This window comes from Falsiroseomonas frigidaquae (assembly GCF_012163145.1).
Classification (GTDB): Bacteria; Pseudomonadota; Alphaproteobacteria; order Acetobacterales; family Acetobacteraceae; genus Falsiroseomonas; species Falsiroseomonas frigidaquae.
In genome coordinates this window covers 199,195-217,031 of the sequence record NZ_JAAVTX010000008.1, presented here as the reverse complement: position 1 = coordinate 217,031, position 17,837 = coordinate 199,195, and the positions used below count along the sequence as shown (strand labels likewise).

Below are 17,837 nucleotides of genomic sequence, written 5' to 3'. Positions count from 1 at the left end.
CGGATTTCGCCGATGTCGGCCGGATGGGGCGCATATCGGCAGAGTGCCGAAATGCGCCGTTAAGAATCTAGCAACCTATAGTGGAATCGGCGCCTCAGGTTGAGATTTTGTGAATCTTCCCCTCAGGCCGTCTCCAGCACCTTCACCCCCGGCAGCGTCTTGCCCTCCAGCCATTCCAGGAAGGCCCCGCCGGCGGAGGAGACATAAGTAAGGCGTTCCATCACCCCTGCATGGCGCAGTGCGGAGACGGTATCGCCGCCACCCGCGATGGATTTCAGCCCGGCGGAGGAGGTCAGCCCCGCCACGGACTGCGCCACCGCCACCGTCGCCGTGTCGAAGGGCGGGATCTCGAATGCGCCGAAGGGGCCGTTCCAGACCAGGGTGGAGGCCTGGCGCAGCCGCTTCTCCACCAACTCCACCGTATCCGGCCCGACATCGAGCGCCATCATGTCCTGCGGCACGCGGTCGACGGCGACCGTGCGGTGCGGCGCCTGCGCGGCGAATTCGCTGGCGACGACCAGGTCCACCGGCAGCAGGATCTCGCAATTGGCGGCCTGCGCCTCGGCCATGATGGTCCGCGCCGTGTCATGCATCTCGGCTTCCTGCAGCGACCGGCCCATCGGGTGGCCCTGGGCTGCGAGGAAGGTATTCGCCATGGCGCCGCCGATCACCAGCACATTCACGCGCCGCGTCAGGTTGCCCAGCAGCTCCAGCTTGGTGGAGATCTTGGCGCCGCCGACGATGGCGACCACCGGCCGCGCCGGATTGCCCAGCGCCGCATCCAGCGCCTTCAGCTCGGCTTCCATCAGCCGGCCCGGATAGGCGGGCAGCAGATGGGCGACGCCTTCCGTGCTGGCATGCGCGCGATGGGCGGCGGAGAAGGCATCGTTCACATAGACATCGGCCAGCTTCGCCAGGGCCGCGGCCATCGCCGGGTCGTTCTTTTCCTCGCCGGCGTGGAAGCGGGTGTTCTCCAGCAGCAGCACCTCGCCATCCGCCAGCGCGGCCACCGCGGCCTCGGCCTGCGGCCCGATGCAGTCCTCGGCCCAGGCAACGGGGCGGTCAAGCGCGGCGGACAGCGCCTCCACCATCGGCTGCAGCGACATCTCCGGCACGCGCTTGCCCTTGGGGCGGTCGAAGTGGCTGCAGATGATGACGCGCGCGCCCTTCTCGGCCAGTTCGCGGATCGTCGGCGCCAGGCGCTCGATGCGGGTGCGGTCGGTGATGACGCCGTCCCGGACAGGCACGTTTAGGTCGGCGCGCAGCAGTACCCGCTTGCCTTGGGCGTCCATCGCATCAATGTTCCGGAACTGCATCGCTTCGGCTCTCCTCAACTCGAGGTTGGTGAAATGGGGTGCATTCATGAAGGACGAACGATGCGCTTGCTTGTCGCTGCCGCCACTCTCACCCTGCTCGGTTTTCCGGTCGTAGCATCGGCCCAGCAGGGCTTCCAGTTGCCCTCGGGCAACGTCTTTTGCGAGGTGGAGGAAGGCGCGTTGCGCTGCGACCTCGTCGAGTTCAGCTTCGCCAGGCCGCCGAAGCCGAAGGATTGCGATACGGATTGGGGTCACGCCTACAGCATCGGCGCGCGGGGCGGCCCACGCGTGCTGTGTGCCGGCGACACGGTGGTGAACCGCGGCGCGCGCCGGCTGAACTACGGCGATCGGTGGGACGGCGTGGGAGTTACCTGCCACGCCGAGCGCAGCGGCCTGAAATGCATCAACGCCGACGGCCGCGGCTTCGAATTGTCGCGCCGCCAGCTCGGGATGTTCTGAGACTGCCTGCCCCCCGGCGCCGGAAGGCGCCGGGGGGCGATCGCAGTATCAGAGGCTGCCGAACAGCGCCGCGGTGTCCGACATGCGGTTCGAGAAGCCCCACTCATTGTCGTACCAGGACATCACGCGCACCAGCGCGCCGTCCACCACCTGCGTCTGCGTCGCATCGAAGGTGGAGCTGTGCGGGTCGTGGTTGAAGTCGATGGAGACCAGCGGCGCGGTGTTGTAGCCGAGGATGCCCTTCAGCGGCCCGGATTCGGAGGCCGCCTTCATCACCGCGTTGATCTCCTCCTTCGTGATGCCTTCCTTCTTCGGCACGAAGTCGAGCGAGACGAGGGACACGTTCGGCGTCGGGATGCGGATGGCGGTGCCGTCCAGCTTGCCCTTCAGCTCCGGCATCACCAGGCCGACGGCCTTGGCGGCACCCGTGCTGGTCGGGATGGCGGAGACGGCGGCCGCACGCGCGCGGTGCAGGTCCTTGTGCAGCGTGTCGACGGTGTTCTGGTCGCCGGTATAGGCGTGGATGGTCACCATGTAGCCGCGCACGATGCCGAAATTGTCGTGCAGCACCTTGGCCACCGGCGCCAGGCAGTTGGTGGTGCAGGACGCGTTGGAGATCACCGTCATGTCCTTGGTCAGGATCTGATGGTTCACGCCATAGACGATGGTCGCATCCGCATTGTCGCCCGGCGCCGAGATGACGACCTTGCGGGCGCCGGCGGCCAGCAGCATGGAGGCCTTCTCCTTGCTGGTGAAGATGCCGGTGCATTCCATCGCGACATCGATGCCGGCGAGCGGCAGCTTGGACGGATCACGCTCGGCGGTGATCTTGATCGGGCCCCAGGTCTTGCCGGCGTTCTTGATGGTGATGGTGTCGCCCTCGACAATCACCTCGCCGGGGAAGCGGCCATGCACGCTGTCGTAGCGGAACAGGTGGGCATTCGCCTCGACGCTGCCGAGATCGTTGATGGTGACGAATTCCAGGTCCTGGCGGCCCGCTTCGCATGCGGCGCGCAGCACGAGGCGGCCGATGCGCCCGAAGCCGTTGATGGCAACCTTCACCGTCATGGTCGTCTATCCCCTTGTGTCAGCAATCTCAGTTCAGCCGAGGCGCTTCTTTACCGCCGCGACGGTGGCTTCCGCCGTGATTCCGAAATGGCGGTACAGTTCCTCGGCCGGCGCGCTGGCGCCGAAGCCCTGCATGCCGATGAAGATGCCGTCCGGCCCCAGCCAGCGGTCCCAGCCGAAGGACAGCGCCGCCTCGATCCCCACCCGCAACACGTCGCCGAGCACCTGGTTCCGGTAGCCCTCATCCTGCAGCGCGAAGATTTCCCAGCAGGGCAGGGACACCACGGCGGTCGGGATCCCTTCCGCCTCCAGCGCGGTGCGGGCGGCGATGGCGAGGTGCACCTCGGATCCGGTCGCGATCAGCGTGGCGCGGCGGGGGCCGGAGCTTTCGGCCAGCACGTAGCCGCCGCGGGCGCAGCGATTCTCGCCCGAATCCGACCGCAGTGCCGGCAGGTTCTGCCGCGACAGGGCCAGCACGGAGGGGCCATCGGCCCGCTTCACCGCCAGTTCCCAGCACTCCGCCGTCTCCATCGCATCCGCCGGGCGGAACACCGCCAGGTTCGGGATGACGCGCAGCGAGGCCAGCGTCTCCACCGGCTGGTGCGTCGGGCCGTCCTCGCCCAGGCCGATGCTGTCATGCGTCAGCACATGGATGACGCGCTGGCGCATCAGCGCCGCCAAGCGCAGCGCCGGGCGCAGATAGTCGGCGAAGACCAGGAAGGTGCCGGAATAGGGGATCAGCCCGCCATGCAGCGCCATGCCGTTCATTGCGGCGGCCATCGCATGCTCGCGCACGCCGTAATGGATGTAGCGGCCGGCATAGTTGCCGGGCGAGACGGAGGGGATGCCCTTGACGTTGGTGTTGTTCGACCCGGTCAGGTCGGCCGAGCCGCCCACCATCTCGGGCACCGCCGGCACCAGGGCTTCCAGCGCGCGCTGGCTGGCGATGCGGGTGGCGATCTTCGGGCGTTCCTCGGCGTGCTTCGCGCGCAGCTCCGCCAGCTTCTCGTGCCAGGATTCCGGCAGGCGGCCGGAGATGGCGCGGTCGAACTCGTCCTTCTGCGCGTGGTTGGCCAGGCGCTTCAGCCAGGACCGGCGGGTGCCGGCGCCGCGACGGCCGGCTTCCTCCCAACGCGCCTTCAGGCCTTCCGGCACCTCGAAGGGTCCGTGGTTCCAGCCCATCGCGGCCTTGGCGGCATCCGCCTCCGCCTTGCCCAGCGGGGCGCCGTGGCTGGCGGCGGTGCCAGCCTTGTTGGGTGAGGTGAAGCCGATGATGGTGCGGCAGGCGATCAGGGTGGGCTTGCGGTTCCGCATCGCCCAGGCCATCGCCGCGGCGACCTGCTCATGGTCATGCCCGTCGACCCGGCGGGTCGCCCAGCCATAGGACTGGAACCGGCGCAGCGCGTCGTCCGAAAGCGAGATCGAGGTGTCGCCGTCGATCGAGATATTGTTGTCGTCATACAGCACGCAAAGCCGTTCCAGCTTCATGTGCCCGGCGAAGGAGGCGGCCTCGTGGCTGATGCCCTCCATCAGGTCGCCGTCGGAGGCGATGACCCAGGTGCGGTGGTCCACTAGGGACTTGCCGAAGCGCGCCGCCAGCATGCGTTCCGCCAGCGCCATGCCGACCGCGGTGGCGATGCCCTGGCCGAGCGGGCCGGTGGTGGTCTCGATGCCCGGATGCTCGCCGAATTCCGGATGGCCGGCGGCGGGGGAATGCAACTGGCGGAAGCGCTTGATGTCCTCGATGGACATCCCCTCCTGCCCGGTCAGGTGCAGCAGCGCGTATAGCAGCATGGACCCATGGCCGGCGGACAGCACGAAGCGGTCGCGGTCGGGCCAGCGCGGGTCGGCGGCATCGTATTTCAGGAAGCGCGTGAACAGCACCGTCGCCACATCGGCCATGCCCATCGGCATGCCGGGGTGGCCGGATTTGGCCTGCTCGACCGCATCGATCGCCAGCGCGCGAATGGCATCGGCCATGCGCCGATCCTCGCTGGCGGGACGGGCAAGCAACAGCGCCTGGGCCGCCTGGGCGGGGGTGGGCTCTGCGCGAGGTTGGGTATCAGGTTCGGTGGTGGCCAAGGGGATACTCCGGACGGCCCAGCCTATAGACATCGGCCGCGCCTGCGACAACCCGATCCGGTACCGCGCCTGTGGCGGGGCTGGGTTGCCCGCCCCGGTTGGGGGGGGCGTTCTGCCGGCTTGGCCGGCGGGGGGCGCTTAGCCGGCTTCAGCCGGCGGGGGCGCCTGGCCGGCTTCAGCCGGCGGGCGGAACGGTCGCCGCCGCGGCGCATCCCGGCGCCCATCCGGTCGTTATGCAGACCTGACACAATGATCAGGAGAACCCGGATGAGCGACCAGGCAGCGCGCGTCGAGGAACATATGGAAGTGGTCGGCAGCGATGGCGGGCATGTCGGCACCGTCGATGCGCTGGAGGGCGACCGCATCAAGCTCACCCGGCTGGATGACCCGGACGGGACCCGCAAGCACCATCACTTCCTGCCGGTCAGCCTGATCGCCGCGGTGGAGGGGCAGCAGGTGCGCCTCAACATGCCGGCCGACCAGGCGCGCAACCGCGCGATCATGAGCGGCCAGGCCTAGCCTCGACCGGGGATGGGACGATCCTGATGAGGATGCGTCTCATTCCCAGTTTATCGTTTAATCACAAGGTCTTGCGGCTGCGCCGAGGTTTCTCGGCGCGTGACTTCAGGGGGCTGGGCGGCGTAGGGTGCCGACCATGCAGACCGCAAATGCCCCCACCCTGGAGCCGACCCGCGACGGCCTGCCACCCATGCCGCCCGGCCCGCCGCATGAGGAGCTGCACTTCGCCGCCGTCGCCCCGGTCCGCGAGGTCGTGGCCGGCGCGGCGCAGGGGCTGGTGCTGCCCTTCGCCGTAACCGCGGCGATGGCCGGGCTCGGCGCCGCGCCATCCCAGACCATTCTTGCCGGACTCGCCGCCGCCGCCGCCGGCGCCGCCTCGGCCGGACTCGGCCATGCACTGGCCGCTCGCGACGCCGCGGCACGCTATCAGGCGGAGCGGGTGCGGGAGGAGGAGGAAAGCCACCTCTACCCGGACCGGGAACGGTGGGAGGTCGCCGCCATCCTGCATCGCTATGGCGTGCGCGGGCAGCTGCTGCGCCAGGCGGTGGAGGCGATCGCCAGCGATCGCCGGCGCTGGGTGGATTTCATGATGCGCTTCGAACTGGACCTGTCGGAGCCCGATCCCGGCCGCGCCGCCCGCTCCGCCACGATCCTGGCGGTGGCACAGGTGGTGGCGGGCCTGCTGCCGGTGTTGCCCCATGCGCTGGCGGCACCCGGCGCCGCACTGGGCTGGTCCGCCGCGCTGACCGCGGCAGCCCTCGTCGGGCTCGGCTGGCTGAAGGCGCGGTCGGAGGGCCTGCCGCCGCTGCGTGGCGCCGTCCAGGCCGTTGCGCTGGGCGGTGCCGCTGCCGCGGCGGCCTGGAGCCTGGCCGCCGCGCTGGCTTAACAGGCTGCGGAAATTCGCCTTGAAATCCCTCTCCCCCGTCGGGTGGAGAGGGCTTTTCCACAGCCTGTCAAAGCCTGTCAGTTGGTCGGCTGGGCCTGCGGCTGCTGGCCCTGCTGCTGAACCGGCTGTTGCTGGTTCTGCTGGTTCTGCTGCTGCTGCTGCTGCTGCTGCTGCTGCTGCTGCTGCTGCTGCTGCTGCTGCTGCTGCTGGGCGATGGTTTCGCGCAGGCGGGTCAGCGTCGCCTGGGCCTGGCGCGACTGCTCGGTCAGCTCGGTCGCCTGCCGCGCCGCTTCCGCCGCGGCGCGCTGCCGCTCCGCCAGGGCCGTACCAGCCTGCTCCGAGGACTGCCGCAGCTCCGCCAGGCGGTTGGTCTGCGCCTCGACATTCGCGGTCAGGCCGGACAGGCGCTGTTCGGTGGCGCGCAGTTCCGCGGTGACTTCGGAAAGCCGCGTCTGCGCCTGCTGCGCCTCGCGCTCCGCCGTCTGGCGCGCCTGGTTCAGCCGCTCAACCTCCGCCTCGGCGCGCTGGGACGCCTGCCGGCGCTGGTCACGCTCTGCCTCGGCCGCGGTCGCCTCGTTCCGCAGCGTGGCGATGCGCTGCTGCAATTCGCCGACCTGCCGGGTTGCCTGCGCAATACCCTCCTGGGTCGAGGACAGCCGGCTGGCCGCCTGCTCGGCGCCCTGGGTGGCCTGTTCCAATTGCGTCTGCACTTCCGCCAGGGCGGATCGGCGGGCGGTCAGGTCGTTCTCCAGCAGCGCCGCCTGGTCCCGCAGGGCGCGCAGCCGCTGCTCGGTGCCGGCGATCTCGGCACGGCGGCCGGTCAGTTCCTCCTGCGCCCGGCCGGCCTCGCTGGTCAGTTCTGCCAGGCGCTGCTCGGCGCTCCGCACGCCGGCGTTCAGCTCAGCCGAGCGGCCTTCCAGGCTGCGCAGCGCTTCCGCCGTGGAATCGCGGCTTTCGGCGGCGCGTGCCTGCTCTGTCTGGGCCGTCTCGATGCCGCTGCGAAGCTCGGTCAGACGCGTTTCGGCCTGCCGGAGCTGCTCCTGCGCCTCGGATGTGCGGGTGCGGAGCGTCTCGGCTTCCTGCGCCGCGGCGTCGCGCGCCTGCCGGGCGGCCTGGGCGGCCTGCTCGGCCTGCTGCTGGGCCTGCTGGCCTGCCTCGGCCTGTGTGCGAAGCTGCGCCAGGCGCTGTTGCGCCGCATCGGCCTCGGTCGTCAGTTGTCGCGCACGCTGCTCCGCCGCCTGGCGCGCCTGCTCGGCGGCCTGCGCCCGCGCCTCGATGGCGGGCAGGGCGCCGCTGGCGGCGCGTTCCGTGGCGAGGGTGGATTCAAGCCCGGCGCGCTGCGTCTCGGTCCGCGCGGCCAGTTCCTGCGCCTCCCGTGCGTCACCGCTGACAGTGATGACGGTGATCCAGCCGATCACGCCGAACAGCAGCAGGAGTCCGGCGGTGATCTGGGCCGGGCGTGGCCAGGTTGTCGGGTTCATGATGCGCTGCTGCTCCGTCAAATGAGGTTGAGGCTCGGGACATGCCCCGCGCGAAGCGTCCCAATCACGTGAAAGTTGCGAGGCATGGGGTGAACTACGGGGCGTCAGCATGAGCATCGTGAGCCGTTGCGCAAGATGCGCATGCGCCGCATTCGCATCGGAAAGAAGGTCGCGGCGTGCTCGCTTGCCTCGCCGCGCCGCCCGCCCGCGCCCCTACCGCAATGCCCGGTTGGCCCGCGCCACCACCGCCTCGAACAGCACCTGGCAGCCGGCCTCGGCCTCCTCGGGCTCGATGCTTTCCGCCTCGTTGTGGCTGAGGCCATCCTTGCAGGGCGTGAAAATCATCGCCGCCGGCATCCGCCGGGCCACATAGACCGCATCATGCCCGGCGCCGGAGACGATGCGCCGCGCCTTGTGGCCGAGCCGCTGCGCCGCCTGCTCCACCAGGGCCACGCAATCGGCATCGAAGGGCTGCGCGTCGTAGTGCAGCACCTGGGTGAGTTCGAGCGTGCAGCCCGTCTCCTTCACCACCGCGCTCGCCATCGGCGGGAAGTCGCGCGCCAGGGCGGCGATGTCGGCGCTGTCCGGGTGGCGGAACTCGATGGAGAAACTCACCTCGCCGGGGATCACGTTGCGGCTGTTGGGCTCCACCTTCAGGAAGCCCACCGTGCCGCGGCCATCCTCGCCGCGGTCGCGCATCAGCCCGTCCACCAGGGAGATCACCTGCGCCGCCGCCACCAGCGCGTCGCGCCGGGTGGAGGGCGGCGTGGTGCCGGCATGGGCGTCCTGGCCGGTGATGCGGGCATCCCACCAGACCTGCGCCTGCGCGCCGGTGACGATGCCGATGCGCTTTCCCTCCTTCTCCAGGATCGGCCCCTGCTCGATATGCAGCTCGAAATAGGCATCGGCCGGGAAGGGGGCGGCCGGCTGGTCCCCCTGGTAGCCGATGTCGCGCAGCGCCTGCTCCACCGTGACGCCCTGCTGGTCCGCCAGCGCGTAGCTGCGCTCCAGCGGATAGATACCCGCCCAGGTGCCGCTGCCCATCAGCGACAGGCCGAAGCGGCTGCCTTCCTCATCGGTCCAGTTCACCAGCTCCAGCGGCGCCTCCGTGGTGATGCCGAGGTCATGCAGCGTGCGCATCACCTCCATCCCCGCCATCACGCCGAGCGCGCCATCGTACTTCCCGCCCGAGGGCTGGCTGTCCAGGTGGCTGCCGAACAGCACGGGCGGGCGGGACGGGTCACGGCCCTCCCGCCTTGCGAACATGTTGCCGATGGCATCCACGCGCACCGTCAGGCCCAGCGCCTCACATTGGGTGCGGAAATCATCCCGCGCCGCCTTGTCGATATCGGTCAGCGTCAGCCGCCGCACGCCGCCCTTCGGCGTTGCGCCGTGCCGCGCCATGGCCATCAGGCTGTCCCACAACCGCCTGCCGTCGATCCGCTGGTTGGTGCCGCTCATCCTGCCGCCCTTTCGTATTGCACCTGATCTGGCCCGGATTGCCGTGATTGGCCAGATCGCGGGCTTGCGGCCGGGCGGCGGTGCTGCGAATCATCAGGGGTCACGTGGAAAGGCCCCCGATATGGCGCATGCGCTGAACGCTGCCCCCGCCATCCTCCGCAACTCGGAACTCGATGCCGATGCGGTGCGCGCCGCGCGGGTCGATCTCGCCGCCACCCTCCGCATGGCCGCCCGCCTCGGCATGCATGAGGGCATCTGCAACCACTTCTCCCTGGTCGTGCCGGGCAGGGACGATCTGTTCCTGGTGAACCCCTATGGCTGGGCCTTCGCCGAGATCACCGCCTCCCGCCTGCTGGTCTGCGATTTCGAGGGCAATGTGGTGGCCGGCGAAGGCGTGCCGGAGGCGACTGCCTTCTACATCCATGCACGGGTCCACAAGAACCTGCCGCGTGCCAAGGCCGCCTTCCACACCCACATGCCGAACGCGACGGCGCTGGCCATGCTGGAAGGCCCGCCGCTGGCCTGGGCCGGGCAATCCGCGCTGAAATTCTACGGCCGCACCGTGGTGGACGAGCACTATAACGGCCTGGCGCTGGATGAGCGGGAGGGTGACCGCATCGCGGCTTCCATCGGCGATGCCGACATCGTCTTCATGAAGAACCACGGCGTGATGGTGGTCGGCGCCAGCGCCGCGGAGGCCTGGGACGACCTGTACTACCTGGAACGCGCGGCGGAGGCGCAGCGCCTTGCGCTGTCCACCGGCCGCCCGCTGAAGCCGGTACCGCCGGAGATGGCGCAGAGGACCTACGACCAGATGCGCCTCGGCGACCGCGAGAGCGCGGTGCTCCACCTGGAGAGCATCAAGCGCCGCCTGGCGAAGGAGGAGCCGGACTACCTCGATTGACCCAGGCCGCGGCTGGATTGGCTCGCAAGCCAGCGCTGGACCCACGTGGCTTGGCGCTGCTGCTGGTCACCGTGGTCGGCTGGGGCCTGAACTGGCCGGCCATGAAGCTGCTGCTGGCGGAACTGCCGCCGTTTTCCATGCGCCTGGCCTGCGCCGCCATCGGCATCTCGATGCTGTTCGGCATCGCGCGCTGGAAGGGCGAATCGCTGGCGGTGCCCCGCGTGTTGTGGCCGCGGCTTGTGCTGGCCAGCCTGCTGAACGTCACGGCCTGGATGGGCCTCGCCGCCTTTTCCCTGCTGTGGCTGGCGGCAGGGGAGGCCACCATCGTCTGCTACACCATGCCGGTCTGGGCCTCGATCTTCGCCTGGATCATCCTGGGCGACCCGCCTAGCCGGATGCGGCTGGCGGCCCTGGCACTCGGGCTCGGCGGCCTGCTGGTGCTGGTGCTGGGCTCCGGGGTGGATCTCGGCTTGGCCAAGCTGCCGGGTGTGGCCGTGGCGCTGTCGGCCGCCGTGTTGTTCTCGCTCGGCACCGTTGTGACCAAGCGTTGGCCGATGGCGCTGCCGCCCACGGCGTCGGCCGCCTGGCAGCTCACCCTGGGCTGCGTGCCGCTGCTGTTCGGTGCGCTGGCTGTCGAAAGGCCGGACTTCGGGGCGCTGTCGGCCTCAAGCTGGGCCGTGATGCTGTATGGCGGCATCGGGCCGCTCGGCCTGTGCTACCTCGCCTGGTTCGCAGCCCTGCGTCGCCTGCCGGCGGAGGCCGCCGCTTCCGGTACCCTGCTGACTCCTGTCATCGGCGTGGCCGCCGCCGCCCTGTTCCTCGGCGAGACGCTGGGGGTGCGGGAGGTGGTGGCGCTGTCCATGACCATCGGTGGAGTCGTACTGGCGATCCGCGGCTGATCGGGCCATAGCCCGGGCATGACCGAGCATCCGCTGATCCGCCTCGCCCCCGGCGGCGACCGCCGCGTGAAGATGGGCCACCCCTGGGCCTTCTCCAACGAGATCGCCATGACCCCCGCGCTGCGCGCCATCCCGCCCGGCACCCCGGTGCGGCTGGAAGGCGATGACGGGGTGAAGCATGGCGTGTGGCACTTCAACCCGCACAGCCTGATCGCCGCGCGCCGGCTGGATGCCGACCCGGCCGCCACCATCGACGCCGCCTGGTACCAGCGGCGGCTGGCCGCCTGCCTGGCGCTGCGGGAACGCCTGTTCGACGCGCCCTTCTACCGGCTGGTGCATGCCGAGGCCGACGGCCTGCCTGGCCTGGTGATCGACCGCTACGGCGATGCGGTGGCGATCCAGGCCAATACGGCCGGGATGGATGCCGCGACGCCCCACATCCTGGCTGCGCTGAACGCCCTGTTCGCCCCGCGCCTGGTGGTCGCCCGCAACGACAGCGCCGTCCGCAAGCTGGAAGGCCTGGCCGAATCGGTCACGGCCTTGCAGGGGGAGGGCACGGCGACGGTCGAGGAATCCGGGCTCAGCTTCCCCGTGGACCTGTTGGGTGGGCAGAAGACCGGCTGGTTCTTCGACCAGCGCGCCAACCGCGCCATGGTCGCCCGCCTTTGCCGCGGCCGGTCCATGCTGGACGCCTTCTGCCACACCGGTGGCTTCGGCCTGGCCGCGGCGGCGGCCGGCGCGGCGAAGGTCACGCTGCTGGACCGCAGCGAGCACGCGCTGGACCACGCCATGCAGGCCGCGCGCCTCGCCGGCTTCGCCGACCGCGTCACGCCGCTGAAGGCGGAGGCGCTGGAACATCTGGAAAAGATGGCCGCCAGCGCCCGGAAGTTCGACGTGGTGGTGGCGGACCCGCCCGCCTTCGCCAAGACCCGCAAGGACCAGCCGGCGGCTTTGCGCGGCTATGGCAAGCTGGCGCGGCTGGCGGCGGGGCTGGTGGCGAAGGACGGCATCCTGTTCATCGCCTCCTGCTCCCACCACGTCTCGCCGGGCGATTTCACCGATGCGGTGGGCTGGGGCGTGCACAAGGCGAGGCGGGAGGCGCGGCTGCTGGCCACGGTCGGCGCCGGGCCGGACCATCCGGTGCATCCCGGCCTGCCGGAGAGCGCCTATCTCAAGGGCCTGTTGCTGCACCTGACGTGATACCAGATCCCGTTGATGGGAAGCTGCGCCCCTCGAAGGCGGACGAGCGGCCGAAGGGCCGCCGCGCCAAGTGGCGCGTAGCCAAGCCGGCGGTTGAGGCGGTGATGGGTCACGATCACCGGGATCTGGCATGAGCCGGATGCCGCCGCTGCGCGCCTTCCGGGCCACGGCCTATGAGGCCGCCGGCCATGGGGCTACCGGCCATGGGGCTACCGGCCATGGGGCTACCGGCGCCGTGGCGCGGATCGGCCGGCGCAGCCCGGCGGTGGATGCGCTGCTGGCGCGGCATGGCGTGCGCCAGGCCGGCTTCGTCACAGCCTGGAACCCGCTCAGCCGCCGCATGCCGCCCGGCTGGAACCGCCGCATGCAGCACGCCCTGCGCCAGGCGGCACGCGGCCTCGTGCTGGCGGAGGGCTTCGGCAAGGCCGGAGGTTGGGCCGAGCACCACCTGCTTCTGGAAGGCGACCCGCGCCGCCTGGCGGTGCTGGCGCGGCGCTTCCGGCAATGGGCCATCGTCACCGTCGCGCCCCGCCAGCCGGCCCGGCTGCGCCTGGCGGTTCAGCCGCCGCGGGCCGGATAGGCGCTGTAGCCGCCGATGACGATGCGGTGCAGCCCGGCGAAGCGGATCTGTTCTTCCCCCAGTGCCACCGTGCCGCGCACCCCAGCCACGCTGATCTCGCCCAGCAGCAGCCGGGGCTTGCCGGCGGAATTCGGCTCCGGCCGGATGGCGGCCAGCACCTGTTCCAGGGTCCGGTCGGTATCCTCCAGCCGTAGCGTGCGGACGCCATCCTGCAGCGTGATCACCCGGCTGCCATCGCCCGGATGCCAGATCAGGGTCTCGTTCCCCGATCGCAGCCGGTGGTTCACGGGGCCGCCGCGCCAGCGACCCTGCGCCGGCATTTCCGGCATGAGGTAGTCGAGGTCCCAGCGTCCATGGCCCGGCGCGGTATCGTTCACTGCCTGATCTCCAGCTTTGTTTCGCTGAACAGATCAAGCCCGTCCGGGCGCCGCGCCTCCAATCCGAAGACCCTCTCAGGCCGATAGGCGCAGCCGATGCCTGGGCCGCGGCCTATCCGGCCGCGGGCGGCTGCAGGATCAGCCGCTCCATCGCCTGGAAGCAGAGGCACTCCGAGCCGAGCACCAGGCGGCCCTTGATGCCGGCGATGTCGATCCAGCCGCCATGCAGGCTGGGCGCGGGACCGCCATCATCCACCTCGATCGCCAGCAGGAGAAGCGGCAGGGTGAGGTCGCTGGCGGCAATGCAGAGCGTGTCGCCGCCGCCGCCGCCGATCACCGTGTCCTCGCCATCGCCCTGGCGCCAGATGATGGTCTCGGGCCCCGGCGGGGGCGCCGTATCGTTTGCGGGCGCCGGCGGCGGAGCGTCGTGCAGAACGCCGAGGCATTCCGGAAGCGGCAGCGGTCTCATGGTGTTCTCCGGCGCCGTTGCGCGGTTCCGCGCGGATCGCACGGGCCTGCCCCGCCAGAGAAATCTACCAAATAACGGTAAATTTACCAGAGAATATTCGCCATATGGTTGAATTCAGAGAAAGCGCTCGCGGATGTCCACGCTGCTCTCGCGGCCCAACTTGTGGGAATGAGTCTCCAGCCACAGCCCGGCGGCCTCGCGCCCATAGCGCTTCAGCGTCATCAGGAACTCCCAGTCCCCGTTCAGCTTGGTGCTGAGCTTGAAGTCCCGCATCCGCGCCTCGTCCTCGATGCAGTGGACGAACAGCTTGCGGTAGCGCGGCTGCTCCAGCCGCCCGGCCTCCAGCAGCCGCTGCACGAAGTCGATGGCGCGCATTTCCGCCATCAGGGACGCGTTGAAGCTGATCTCGTTCAGCCGGTTGACGATCTCGGTCGGCCGCGTCGGCAGCTCGTCCCGCACGATGGGGTTGAGCTGAACCAGCACGATGTCCGGCGGCCCGCCCTGTTCATACAGCGGCCAGAGCGCCGGGTTGCCGAGGTAGCCGCCATCCCAGAACGGCTCGCCGTCGATCTCCACCGCCTTGAAGAATTGCGGCAGGCAGGCGGAGGCGAGCAGCGTGTCCACCGTCACCTCCTCCCGCGCGAAGACCCGCGGCTTGCCGGTGCGGACGGAGGTGGCGGAGATGAACAGCTTCGGCCCTTTGCCGTGGCGCAGGATGTCCGGCTTGATCTCCTCCTCCAGCACCTGGCGCAGCGGGTTGAACTCGTAGGAGGTCGGGTTGAGCTGGTAGGGGGACATGACGCGGGTCAGCGTCTCGAAGGCCTGGTAGGCGAAGGACCAGGTCAGGTCGTGGCCCCAGATCGCCTTCTCCAGCGGCGTGTTCTGCAACGGGCTGTTCGCCATCCGCCCGGCGGCGTTGCGCCAGAAGCGGTCGAGCGCCCGGCGGGCACCGTCGCGGCCGCCTTCGCACAGGCCCTGGACGAAGATCGCGGCGTTCATCGCCCCGGCGGAGGTGCCGGAGACCGCCTCGAATTCCAGCCGCTCATCCTCCAGCAGGCGCTCCAGCACCCCCCAGGTGAAGGCGCCATGCGTGCCCCCGCCCTGCAGCGCCAGGTTGATGCGGTGCGAGGTCGGCGCGGCGCGGGTGGCGCGCGGGGTGGGGCCGGGTATGGCCCCGGCGGCGCCAAGCGTATCGGCCGCCTCGGCGCGGAACTCGTTCTCGATCATGCGGCCTCAATCAGTTGAATGCCCACCGGGTGCTGGCGGGCCGCGCAGTTCAGCGGGCCGCGGCCGCGGATGCGGCCCGCGCCCAGCATGACCTGCCGCCCTTGCGAAACGGTGCAGGGCGCGAAGGCAAGCGGCCGGAGGCCGCGCCAGTCACGCCGCAGGCGTGCCTCCGGCACGACAACCGAGGGCCTGAACATTACTGCGCCGTCCAGCCGCCATCGATCGACAGCGCGGTCCCGTTGATGCTGCCGCTGTTCGGGCCGCAGAGGAAAAGCGCCATCTCCGCAACCTCCTCCACCTCCACCCACCGCTTGGTCGGCTGGCGGTCGAGCAGGAAATCGGTCAGCGCCTTATCCTCGGAGACGCCATGCTTCTCCGCCAGCGGCTTCACCTGGGCCTCGGCAAGCGGGGTGCGGACGAAGCCGGGGCAGATGGCGTTGCAGGTGACCGGACCGCGCGCCACTTCCAGCGCCACTGACTTGGTCAGCCCGACCACCGCATGCTTTGCGGCCACATAGGCGGTCTTGAACGGGCTGGCGACCAGCCCGTGCGCGGAGGCGACATTGACGATGCGCCCGAAGCCCCGCGCCTTCATCCCCGGCAGCGCCGCCTTGATGGCGTGGAAGTTGGAGGTGAAGTTGATGGCGATGATCCGGTCGAACTTGTCGTCCGGAAATTCCTCCACCGGCGAGACGAACTGGATGCCGGCATTGTTCACCAGGATGTCGCAGGCGCCGAGTTCGGCCTGGCAGGCCGCGACCATGCCGCGGATCTCCTCCGGCTTCGACATGTCGGCGGGGGAGTAGGGCGCTTCCGCCATGCCCATCGCCTCGCCCACCGCGGCGCGCGCCTTGGCGATGTCGTCCGGGCTGCCGAAGCCGTTCAGCATCACCCGCGCGCCTTCGCGGGCGAAACCCAGCGCGATGGCCAGCCCGATGCCGGAGGTGGAACCCGTCACGAGGGCCACCCGGCCCTCCAGCTTCTTCGTCATGTTGGCGCCCTCATTCTGCATTGCAGCATCTTGTTGCCGAGCCTTGCGCAATCTGGCCGAAAAGACGAGCCTCCGGCTCCGATAGCCTCCGGTCAGGGAAGCCGTTTGAGCCAGCCGACGACGCGCTTCACCAGCGGCGACATCAGCTTCGGCGCGTAGAAATCCCCCGCCGCCCGCTTCGCGGCCTCCGCCAGTGTCGGGTAGGGCAGCACCAGCCCGGCGAGGGCGGACAGCGGCAGCTTGCGGCCGATCATCAGGGCGAAGGTGCCGGCCATCTCGCCGGCATGCGGCGCCAGGATGCCGGCGCCGAGCAGCCGGCCCTTGGGCGTCACCACCAGCTTCACCAGCCCTTCCTCGATCCCCTCCGCCACCGCGCGGTCGGTCTCGGCCACCGGGAAGCGCAGGATGGTGACCTCGTGCCCCGCCTCCCGCGCCTCATCCTCCGTCAGGCCGATCTGGGCCAGTTCCGGGTCGGTGTAGGTCACGCGGGGCAGGGCGGCGTAGTTCACCTTGGCCGGCAGACGGAACAGCATGCGCCGCGCCAGGATGCCGGCATGCTGGGATGCCACGTGGGTGAAGGCGCGCGGGCCGATGCCGGCGGGATCGGCGATGTCGCCCACCGCCCAGACCCGGCGGTTGGTCGTGGAGCGCAGCCCGGCATCCGTCGCGATGCCGCGCTTCGTTGCCTCCACCCCACCGGCCACCAGGTCGAGCCCGGCCAGCCGCGGCGTGCGGCCCACCGCCAGCAGCAGGTGGGTGCCGCCGATCTGCCGGCCATCCTCCAGATGCGCCACCAGCCCCGGCCCGCCCTCCGCCGGGCGGTCGGAGGTGACGCGGGCGAGCCTGGCGCCCTCCAGCAGCGTCACGCCATCCCGCAGCAGGGCACGGCGCAGGCCATCGGCGAGCTCCGGGTCGTCCCGCCCGGCGATGCGCCCGGCCTCGATGACGGTCACCAGGCAGCCGAGTCGCGCATGCGCCTGCGCCATCTCCAGCCCGATCGGGCCACCGCCGAGGATGATCAGGTGGCCCGGCGGGTCCTCCAGGTCGAAGATCGTCTCATTGGTCAGCCAGGGCACCGGGCCGAGTCCCGGGATGTCCGGCACGATCGCTTGGCTGCCGGCGGCGATGACGCAGCGGCGGAAGGTCATGCGGCGGCCGCCGGCCTCGATCATGTCCGACGCCACGAAATGCGCCGAGGCGCGAACCACCTCCACACCCATGCCGCGGAAGCGGGCTTCCGAGTCGATGGGGGCGATATGGGCAATGGCGCCCTGCACATGTGCGCGCAGCGCGGCCCAGTCGATCTCGGGTTCCGGCAGGCGCACGCCGAATCGGTGGGCGCGGCGGGCGGCGGCGGCGGCATGGGCGGCGGCCAGCAGGGCCTTCGACGGCACGCAGCCGTAGTTCAGGCAGTCGCCACCCATCCGCCCGCGCTCCACCAGCGCCACCTTGAGGCCGAGGCCCGCGGAGAAGGCGGCGACGGAGAGGCCGGCGGCACCGGCACCGATCACCACCACATCGAAGTCAGGCGGATCGAAATCGGGCATCATCGCTCCATGTTCGAGGCATGTGGCGCCCCTCATGCCCGATCCGCGCGGTTGACGGCAGGGGTGGCGCTTCCCTATACGTCCGGCCTCGCCGGGGTGGCCCTTGTTATGTGGGGCGGCCGCCGGCATTTCCTCTAGATACCAGCCGGCGCATGGATGGCCAGGGAGATCCCCCTGGACCGCCTGGGGCCGGAGCCCGCGGGAGTGTGTCGTGAAGCGTACTTATCAGCCCTCGAAGCTCGTCCGGAAGCGCCGCCATGGCTTCCGTGCTCGCACGGCGACGGTCGGCGGGCGCAATGTGCTGGCGAATCGCCGGTCCAAGGGCCGCAAGAAGCTCTCCGCCTGAGATCGCGGCGGGCCAACCTTGTGTC

General features: G+C 70.2%; 18 protein-coding genes. 8 read left to right on the top strand and 10 right to left on the bottom strand.

Annotated elements, in window-relative coordinates; all coding sequences use genetic code 11:
* Window positions 1-122: 122 nt before the first annotated feature.
* Complete coding sequence (locus HB662_RS25960) at window positions 123-1,316, bottom strand: phosphoglycerate kinase (protein WP_168054422.1); 1,194 nt, start codon at window positions 1,314-1,316, stop codon at window positions 123-125.
* A gap of 60 nt (window positions 1,317-1,376) precedes the next feature.
* On the opposite strand from HB662_RS25960, the gene HB662_RS25955 reads away from it, so the two are divergent.
* Entirely contained in the window at window positions 1,377-1,775 is a 399-nt protein-coding gene (locus tag HB662_RS25955; protein ID WP_168054420.1) for a DUF6636 domain-containing protein, read from the top strand.
* A gap of 48 nt (window positions 1,776-1,823) precedes the next feature.
* Here the strand turns inward: HB662_RS25955 and gap are convergent, their stop codons facing one another.
* Together gap and tkt are read right to left on the bottom strand one after the other, a co-directional pair.
* A complete protein-coding gene (gap, locus tag HB662_RS25950; RefSeq protein WP_168054418.1) occupies window positions 1,824-2,843 on the bottom strand; it encodes a type I glyceraldehyde-3-phosphate dehydrogenase in 1,020 nt (339 codons plus the stop codon).
* A gap of 33 nt (window positions 2,844-2,876) precedes the next feature.
* Window positions 2,877-4,823 carry a transketolase gene (gene tkt, locus HB662_RS25945; protein WP_216668033.1) on the bottom strand — a complete coding sequence of 649 codons (1,947 nt, stop codon included), beginning with the start codon at window positions 4,821-4,823 and terminating at the stop codon, window positions 2,877-2,879.
* Between the two features lie 369 nt (window positions 4,824-5,192).
* On the opposite strand from tkt, the gene HB662_RS25940 reads away from it, so the two are divergent.
* Both HB662_RS25940 and HB662_RS25935 read left to right on the top strand, forming a co-directional pair.
* Window positions 5,193-5,444 carry a DUF2171 domain-containing protein gene (locus HB662_RS25940; protein ID WP_168054414.1) on the top strand — a complete coding sequence of 84 codons (252 nt, stop codon included), beginning with the start codon at window positions 5,193-5,195 and terminating at the stop codon, window positions 5,442-5,444.
* A 136-nt stretch (window positions 5,445-5,580) separates the two neighbouring features.
* Entirely contained in the window at window positions 5,581-6,330 is a 750-nt protein-coding gene (locus HB662_RS25935) for a VIT1/CCC1 transporter family protein (RefSeq protein ID WP_168054412.1), read from the top strand.
* A gap of 77 nt (window positions 6,331-6,407) precedes the next feature.
* On the opposite strand, the gene HB662_RS28910 is transcribed toward HB662_RS25935, so the two are convergent.
* Window positions 6,408-7,811, bottom strand: coding sequence for a coiled-coil domain-containing protein (locus HB662_RS28910; RefSeq protein WP_171970286.1), 1,404 nt, complete (start codon window positions 7,809-7,811; stop codon window positions 6,408-6,410).
* A 213-nt stretch (window positions 7,812-8,024) separates the two neighbouring features.
* On the bottom strand, window positions 8,025-9,272 hold the full coding sequence (locus HB662_RS25925) for a Zn-dependent hydrolase (RefSeq protein WP_168054410.1): 1,248 nt from the start codon (window positions 9,270-9,272) through the stop codon (window positions 8,025-8,027).
* Window positions 9,273-9,393: 121 nt separating this feature from the next.
* Between HB662_RS25925 and HB662_RS25920 the strand changes: the two genes are divergently transcribed.
* The 4 genes from HB662_RS25920 to HB662_RS25905 all read left to right on the top strand — a co-directional run bounded on the left by HB662_RS25920 (window position 9,394) and on the right by HB662_RS25905 (window position 12,855).
* Complete coding sequence (locus HB662_RS25920; protein ID WP_168054408.1) at window positions 9,394-10,176, top strand: aldolase; 783 nt, start codon at window positions 9,394-9,396, stop codon at window positions 10,174-10,176.
* A gap of 50 nt (window positions 10,177-10,226) precedes the next feature.
* A complete protein-coding gene (locus HB662_RS25915) occupies window positions 10,227-11,075 on the top strand; it encodes a DMT family transporter (protein WP_209443480.1) in 849 nt (282 codons plus the stop codon).
* Between the two features lie 18 nt (window positions 11,076-11,093).
* Window positions 11,094-12,275, top strand: coding sequence for a class I SAM-dependent rRNA methyltransferase (locus HB662_RS25910; protein ID WP_168054404.1), 1,182 nt, complete (start codon window positions 11,094-11,096; stop codon window positions 12,273-12,275).
* A gap of 130 nt (window positions 12,276-12,405) precedes the next feature.
* Window positions 12,406-12,855: a DUF3293 domain-containing protein gene (locus tag HB662_RS25905; RefSeq protein ID WP_168054402.1), complete on the top strand. Its 450-nt coding sequence runs from the start codon at window positions 12,406-12,408 to the stop codon at window positions 12,853-12,855.
* Here the strand turns inward: HB662_RS25905 and HB662_RS25900 are convergent.
* The 5 genes from HB662_RS25900 to HB662_RS25880 form a co-directional block, all read right to left on the bottom strand.
* The gene (locus HB662_RS25900; protein WP_168054400.1) at window positions 12,834-13,232 is read right to left on the bottom strand and encodes a hypothetical protein; all 399 of its coding nucleotides are present in this window, start codon (window positions 13,230-13,232) and stop codon (window positions 12,834-12,836) included. The genes HB662_RS25905 and HB662_RS25900 overlap by 22 nt on opposite strands.
* 112 nt (window positions 13,233-13,344) lie before the next feature.
* Window positions 13,345-13,701 (bottom strand): hypothetical protein, encoded by a 357-nt coding sequence (locus HB662_RS25895; RefSeq protein ID WP_168054398.1) that lies wholly within the window; start codon window positions 13,699-13,701, stop codon window positions 13,345-13,347.
* Window positions 13,702-13,815: 114 nt separating this feature from the next.
* Entirely contained in the window at window positions 13,816-14,928 is a 1,113-nt protein-coding gene (locus HB662_RS25890) for a patatin-like phospholipase family protein (RefSeq protein ID WP_168054396.1), read from the bottom strand.
* Between the two features lie 196 nt (window positions 14,929-15,124).
* Window positions 15,125-15,919, bottom strand: a complete 795-nt coding sequence (locus HB662_RS25885) for a 3-hydroxybutyrate dehydrogenase (protein WP_168054394.1) — start codon at window positions 15,917-15,919, stop codon at window positions 15,125-15,127.
* Between the two features lie 92 nt (window positions 15,920-16,011).
* Window positions 16,012-17,466 carry a dihydrolipoyl dehydrogenase family protein gene (locus tag HB662_RS25880; protein ID WP_209443479.1) on the bottom strand — a complete coding sequence of 485 codons (1,455 nt, stop codon included), beginning with the start codon at window positions 17,464-17,466 and terminating at the stop codon, window positions 16,012-16,014.
* 211 nt (window positions 17,467-17,677) lie between these two features.
* On the opposite strand from HB662_RS25880, the gene rpmH reads away from it, so the two are divergent.
* Window positions 17,678-17,812 carry a 50S ribosomal protein L34 gene (gene rpmH, locus HB662_RS25875; protein ID WP_168054392.1) on the top strand — a complete coding sequence of 45 codons (135 nt, stop codon included), beginning with the start codon at window positions 17,678-17,680 and terminating at the stop codon, window positions 17,810-17,812.
* Window positions 17,813-17,837: the final 25 nt, after the last annotated feature.

What these genes read in the sequence shown, in the direction of transcription:
- HB662_RS25910 (WP_168054404.1), top strand. Translation starts at nt 11,094, where the DNA reads ATGACCGAGCATCCGCTGATCCGCCTCGCCCCCGGCGGCGACCGCCGC.
- HB662_RS25920 (WP_168054408.1), top strand. Translation starts at nt 9,394, where the DNA reads ATGGCGCATGCGCTGAACGCTGCCCCCGCCATCCTCCGCAACTCGGAA.
- HB662_RS25880 (WP_209443479.1), bottom strand. Translation starts at nt 17,466, where the DNA reads ATGCCCGATTTCGATCCGCCTGACTTCGATGTGGTGGTGATCGGTGCC.
- HB662_RS25925 (WP_168054410.1), bottom strand. Translation starts at nt 9,272, where the DNA reads ATGAGCGGCACCAACCAGCGGATCGACGGCAGGCGGTTGTGGGACAGC.
- HB662_RS25935 (WP_168054412.1), top strand. Translation starts at nt 5,581, where the DNA reads ATGCAGACCGCAAATGCCCCCACCCTGGAGCCGACCCGCGACGGCCTG.
- gap (WP_168054418.1), bottom strand. Translation starts at nt 2,843, where the DNA reads ATGACGGTGAAGGTTGCCATCAACGGCTTCGGGCGCATCGGCCGCCTC.
- HB662_RS25885 (WP_168054394.1), bottom strand. Translation starts at nt 15,919, where the DNA reads ATGACGAAGAAGCTGGAGGGCCGGGTGGCCCTCGTGACGGGTTCCACC.
- HB662_RS25890 (WP_168054396.1), bottom strand. Translation starts at nt 14,928, where the DNA reads ATGATCGAGAACGAGTTCCGCGCCGAGGCGGCCGATACGCTTGGCGCC.
- HB662_RS25955 (WP_168054420.1), top strand. Translation starts at nt 1,377, where the DNA reads ATGCGCTTGCTTGTCGCTGCCGCCACTCTCACCCTGCTCGGTTTTCCG.
- HB662_RS25960 (WP_168054422.1), bottom strand. Translation starts at nt 1,316, where the DNA reads ATGCAGTTCCGGAACATTGATGCGATGGACGCCCAAGGCAAGCGGGTA.
- HB662_RS25940 (WP_168054414.1), top strand. Translation starts at nt 5,193, where the DNA reads ATGAGCGACCAGGCAGCGCGCGTCGAGGAACATATGGAAGTGGTCGGC.
- HB662_RS25905 (WP_168054402.1), top strand. Translation starts at nt 12,406, where the DNA reads ATGAGCCGGATGCCGCCGCTGCGCGCCTTCCGGGCCACGGCCTATGAG.
- tkt (WP_216668033.1), bottom strand. Translation starts at nt 4,823, where the DNA reads ATGGCCGATGCCATTCGCGCGCTGGCGATCGATGCGGTCGAGCAGGCC.
- HB662_RS28910 (WP_171970286.1), bottom strand. Translation starts at nt 7,811, where the DNA reads ATGAACCCGACAACCTGGCCACGCCCGGCCCAGATCACCGCCGGACTC.
- HB662_RS25895 (WP_168054398.1), bottom strand. Translation starts at nt 13,701, where the DNA reads ATGAGACCGCTGCCGCTTCCGGAATGCCTCGGCGTTCTGCACGACGCT.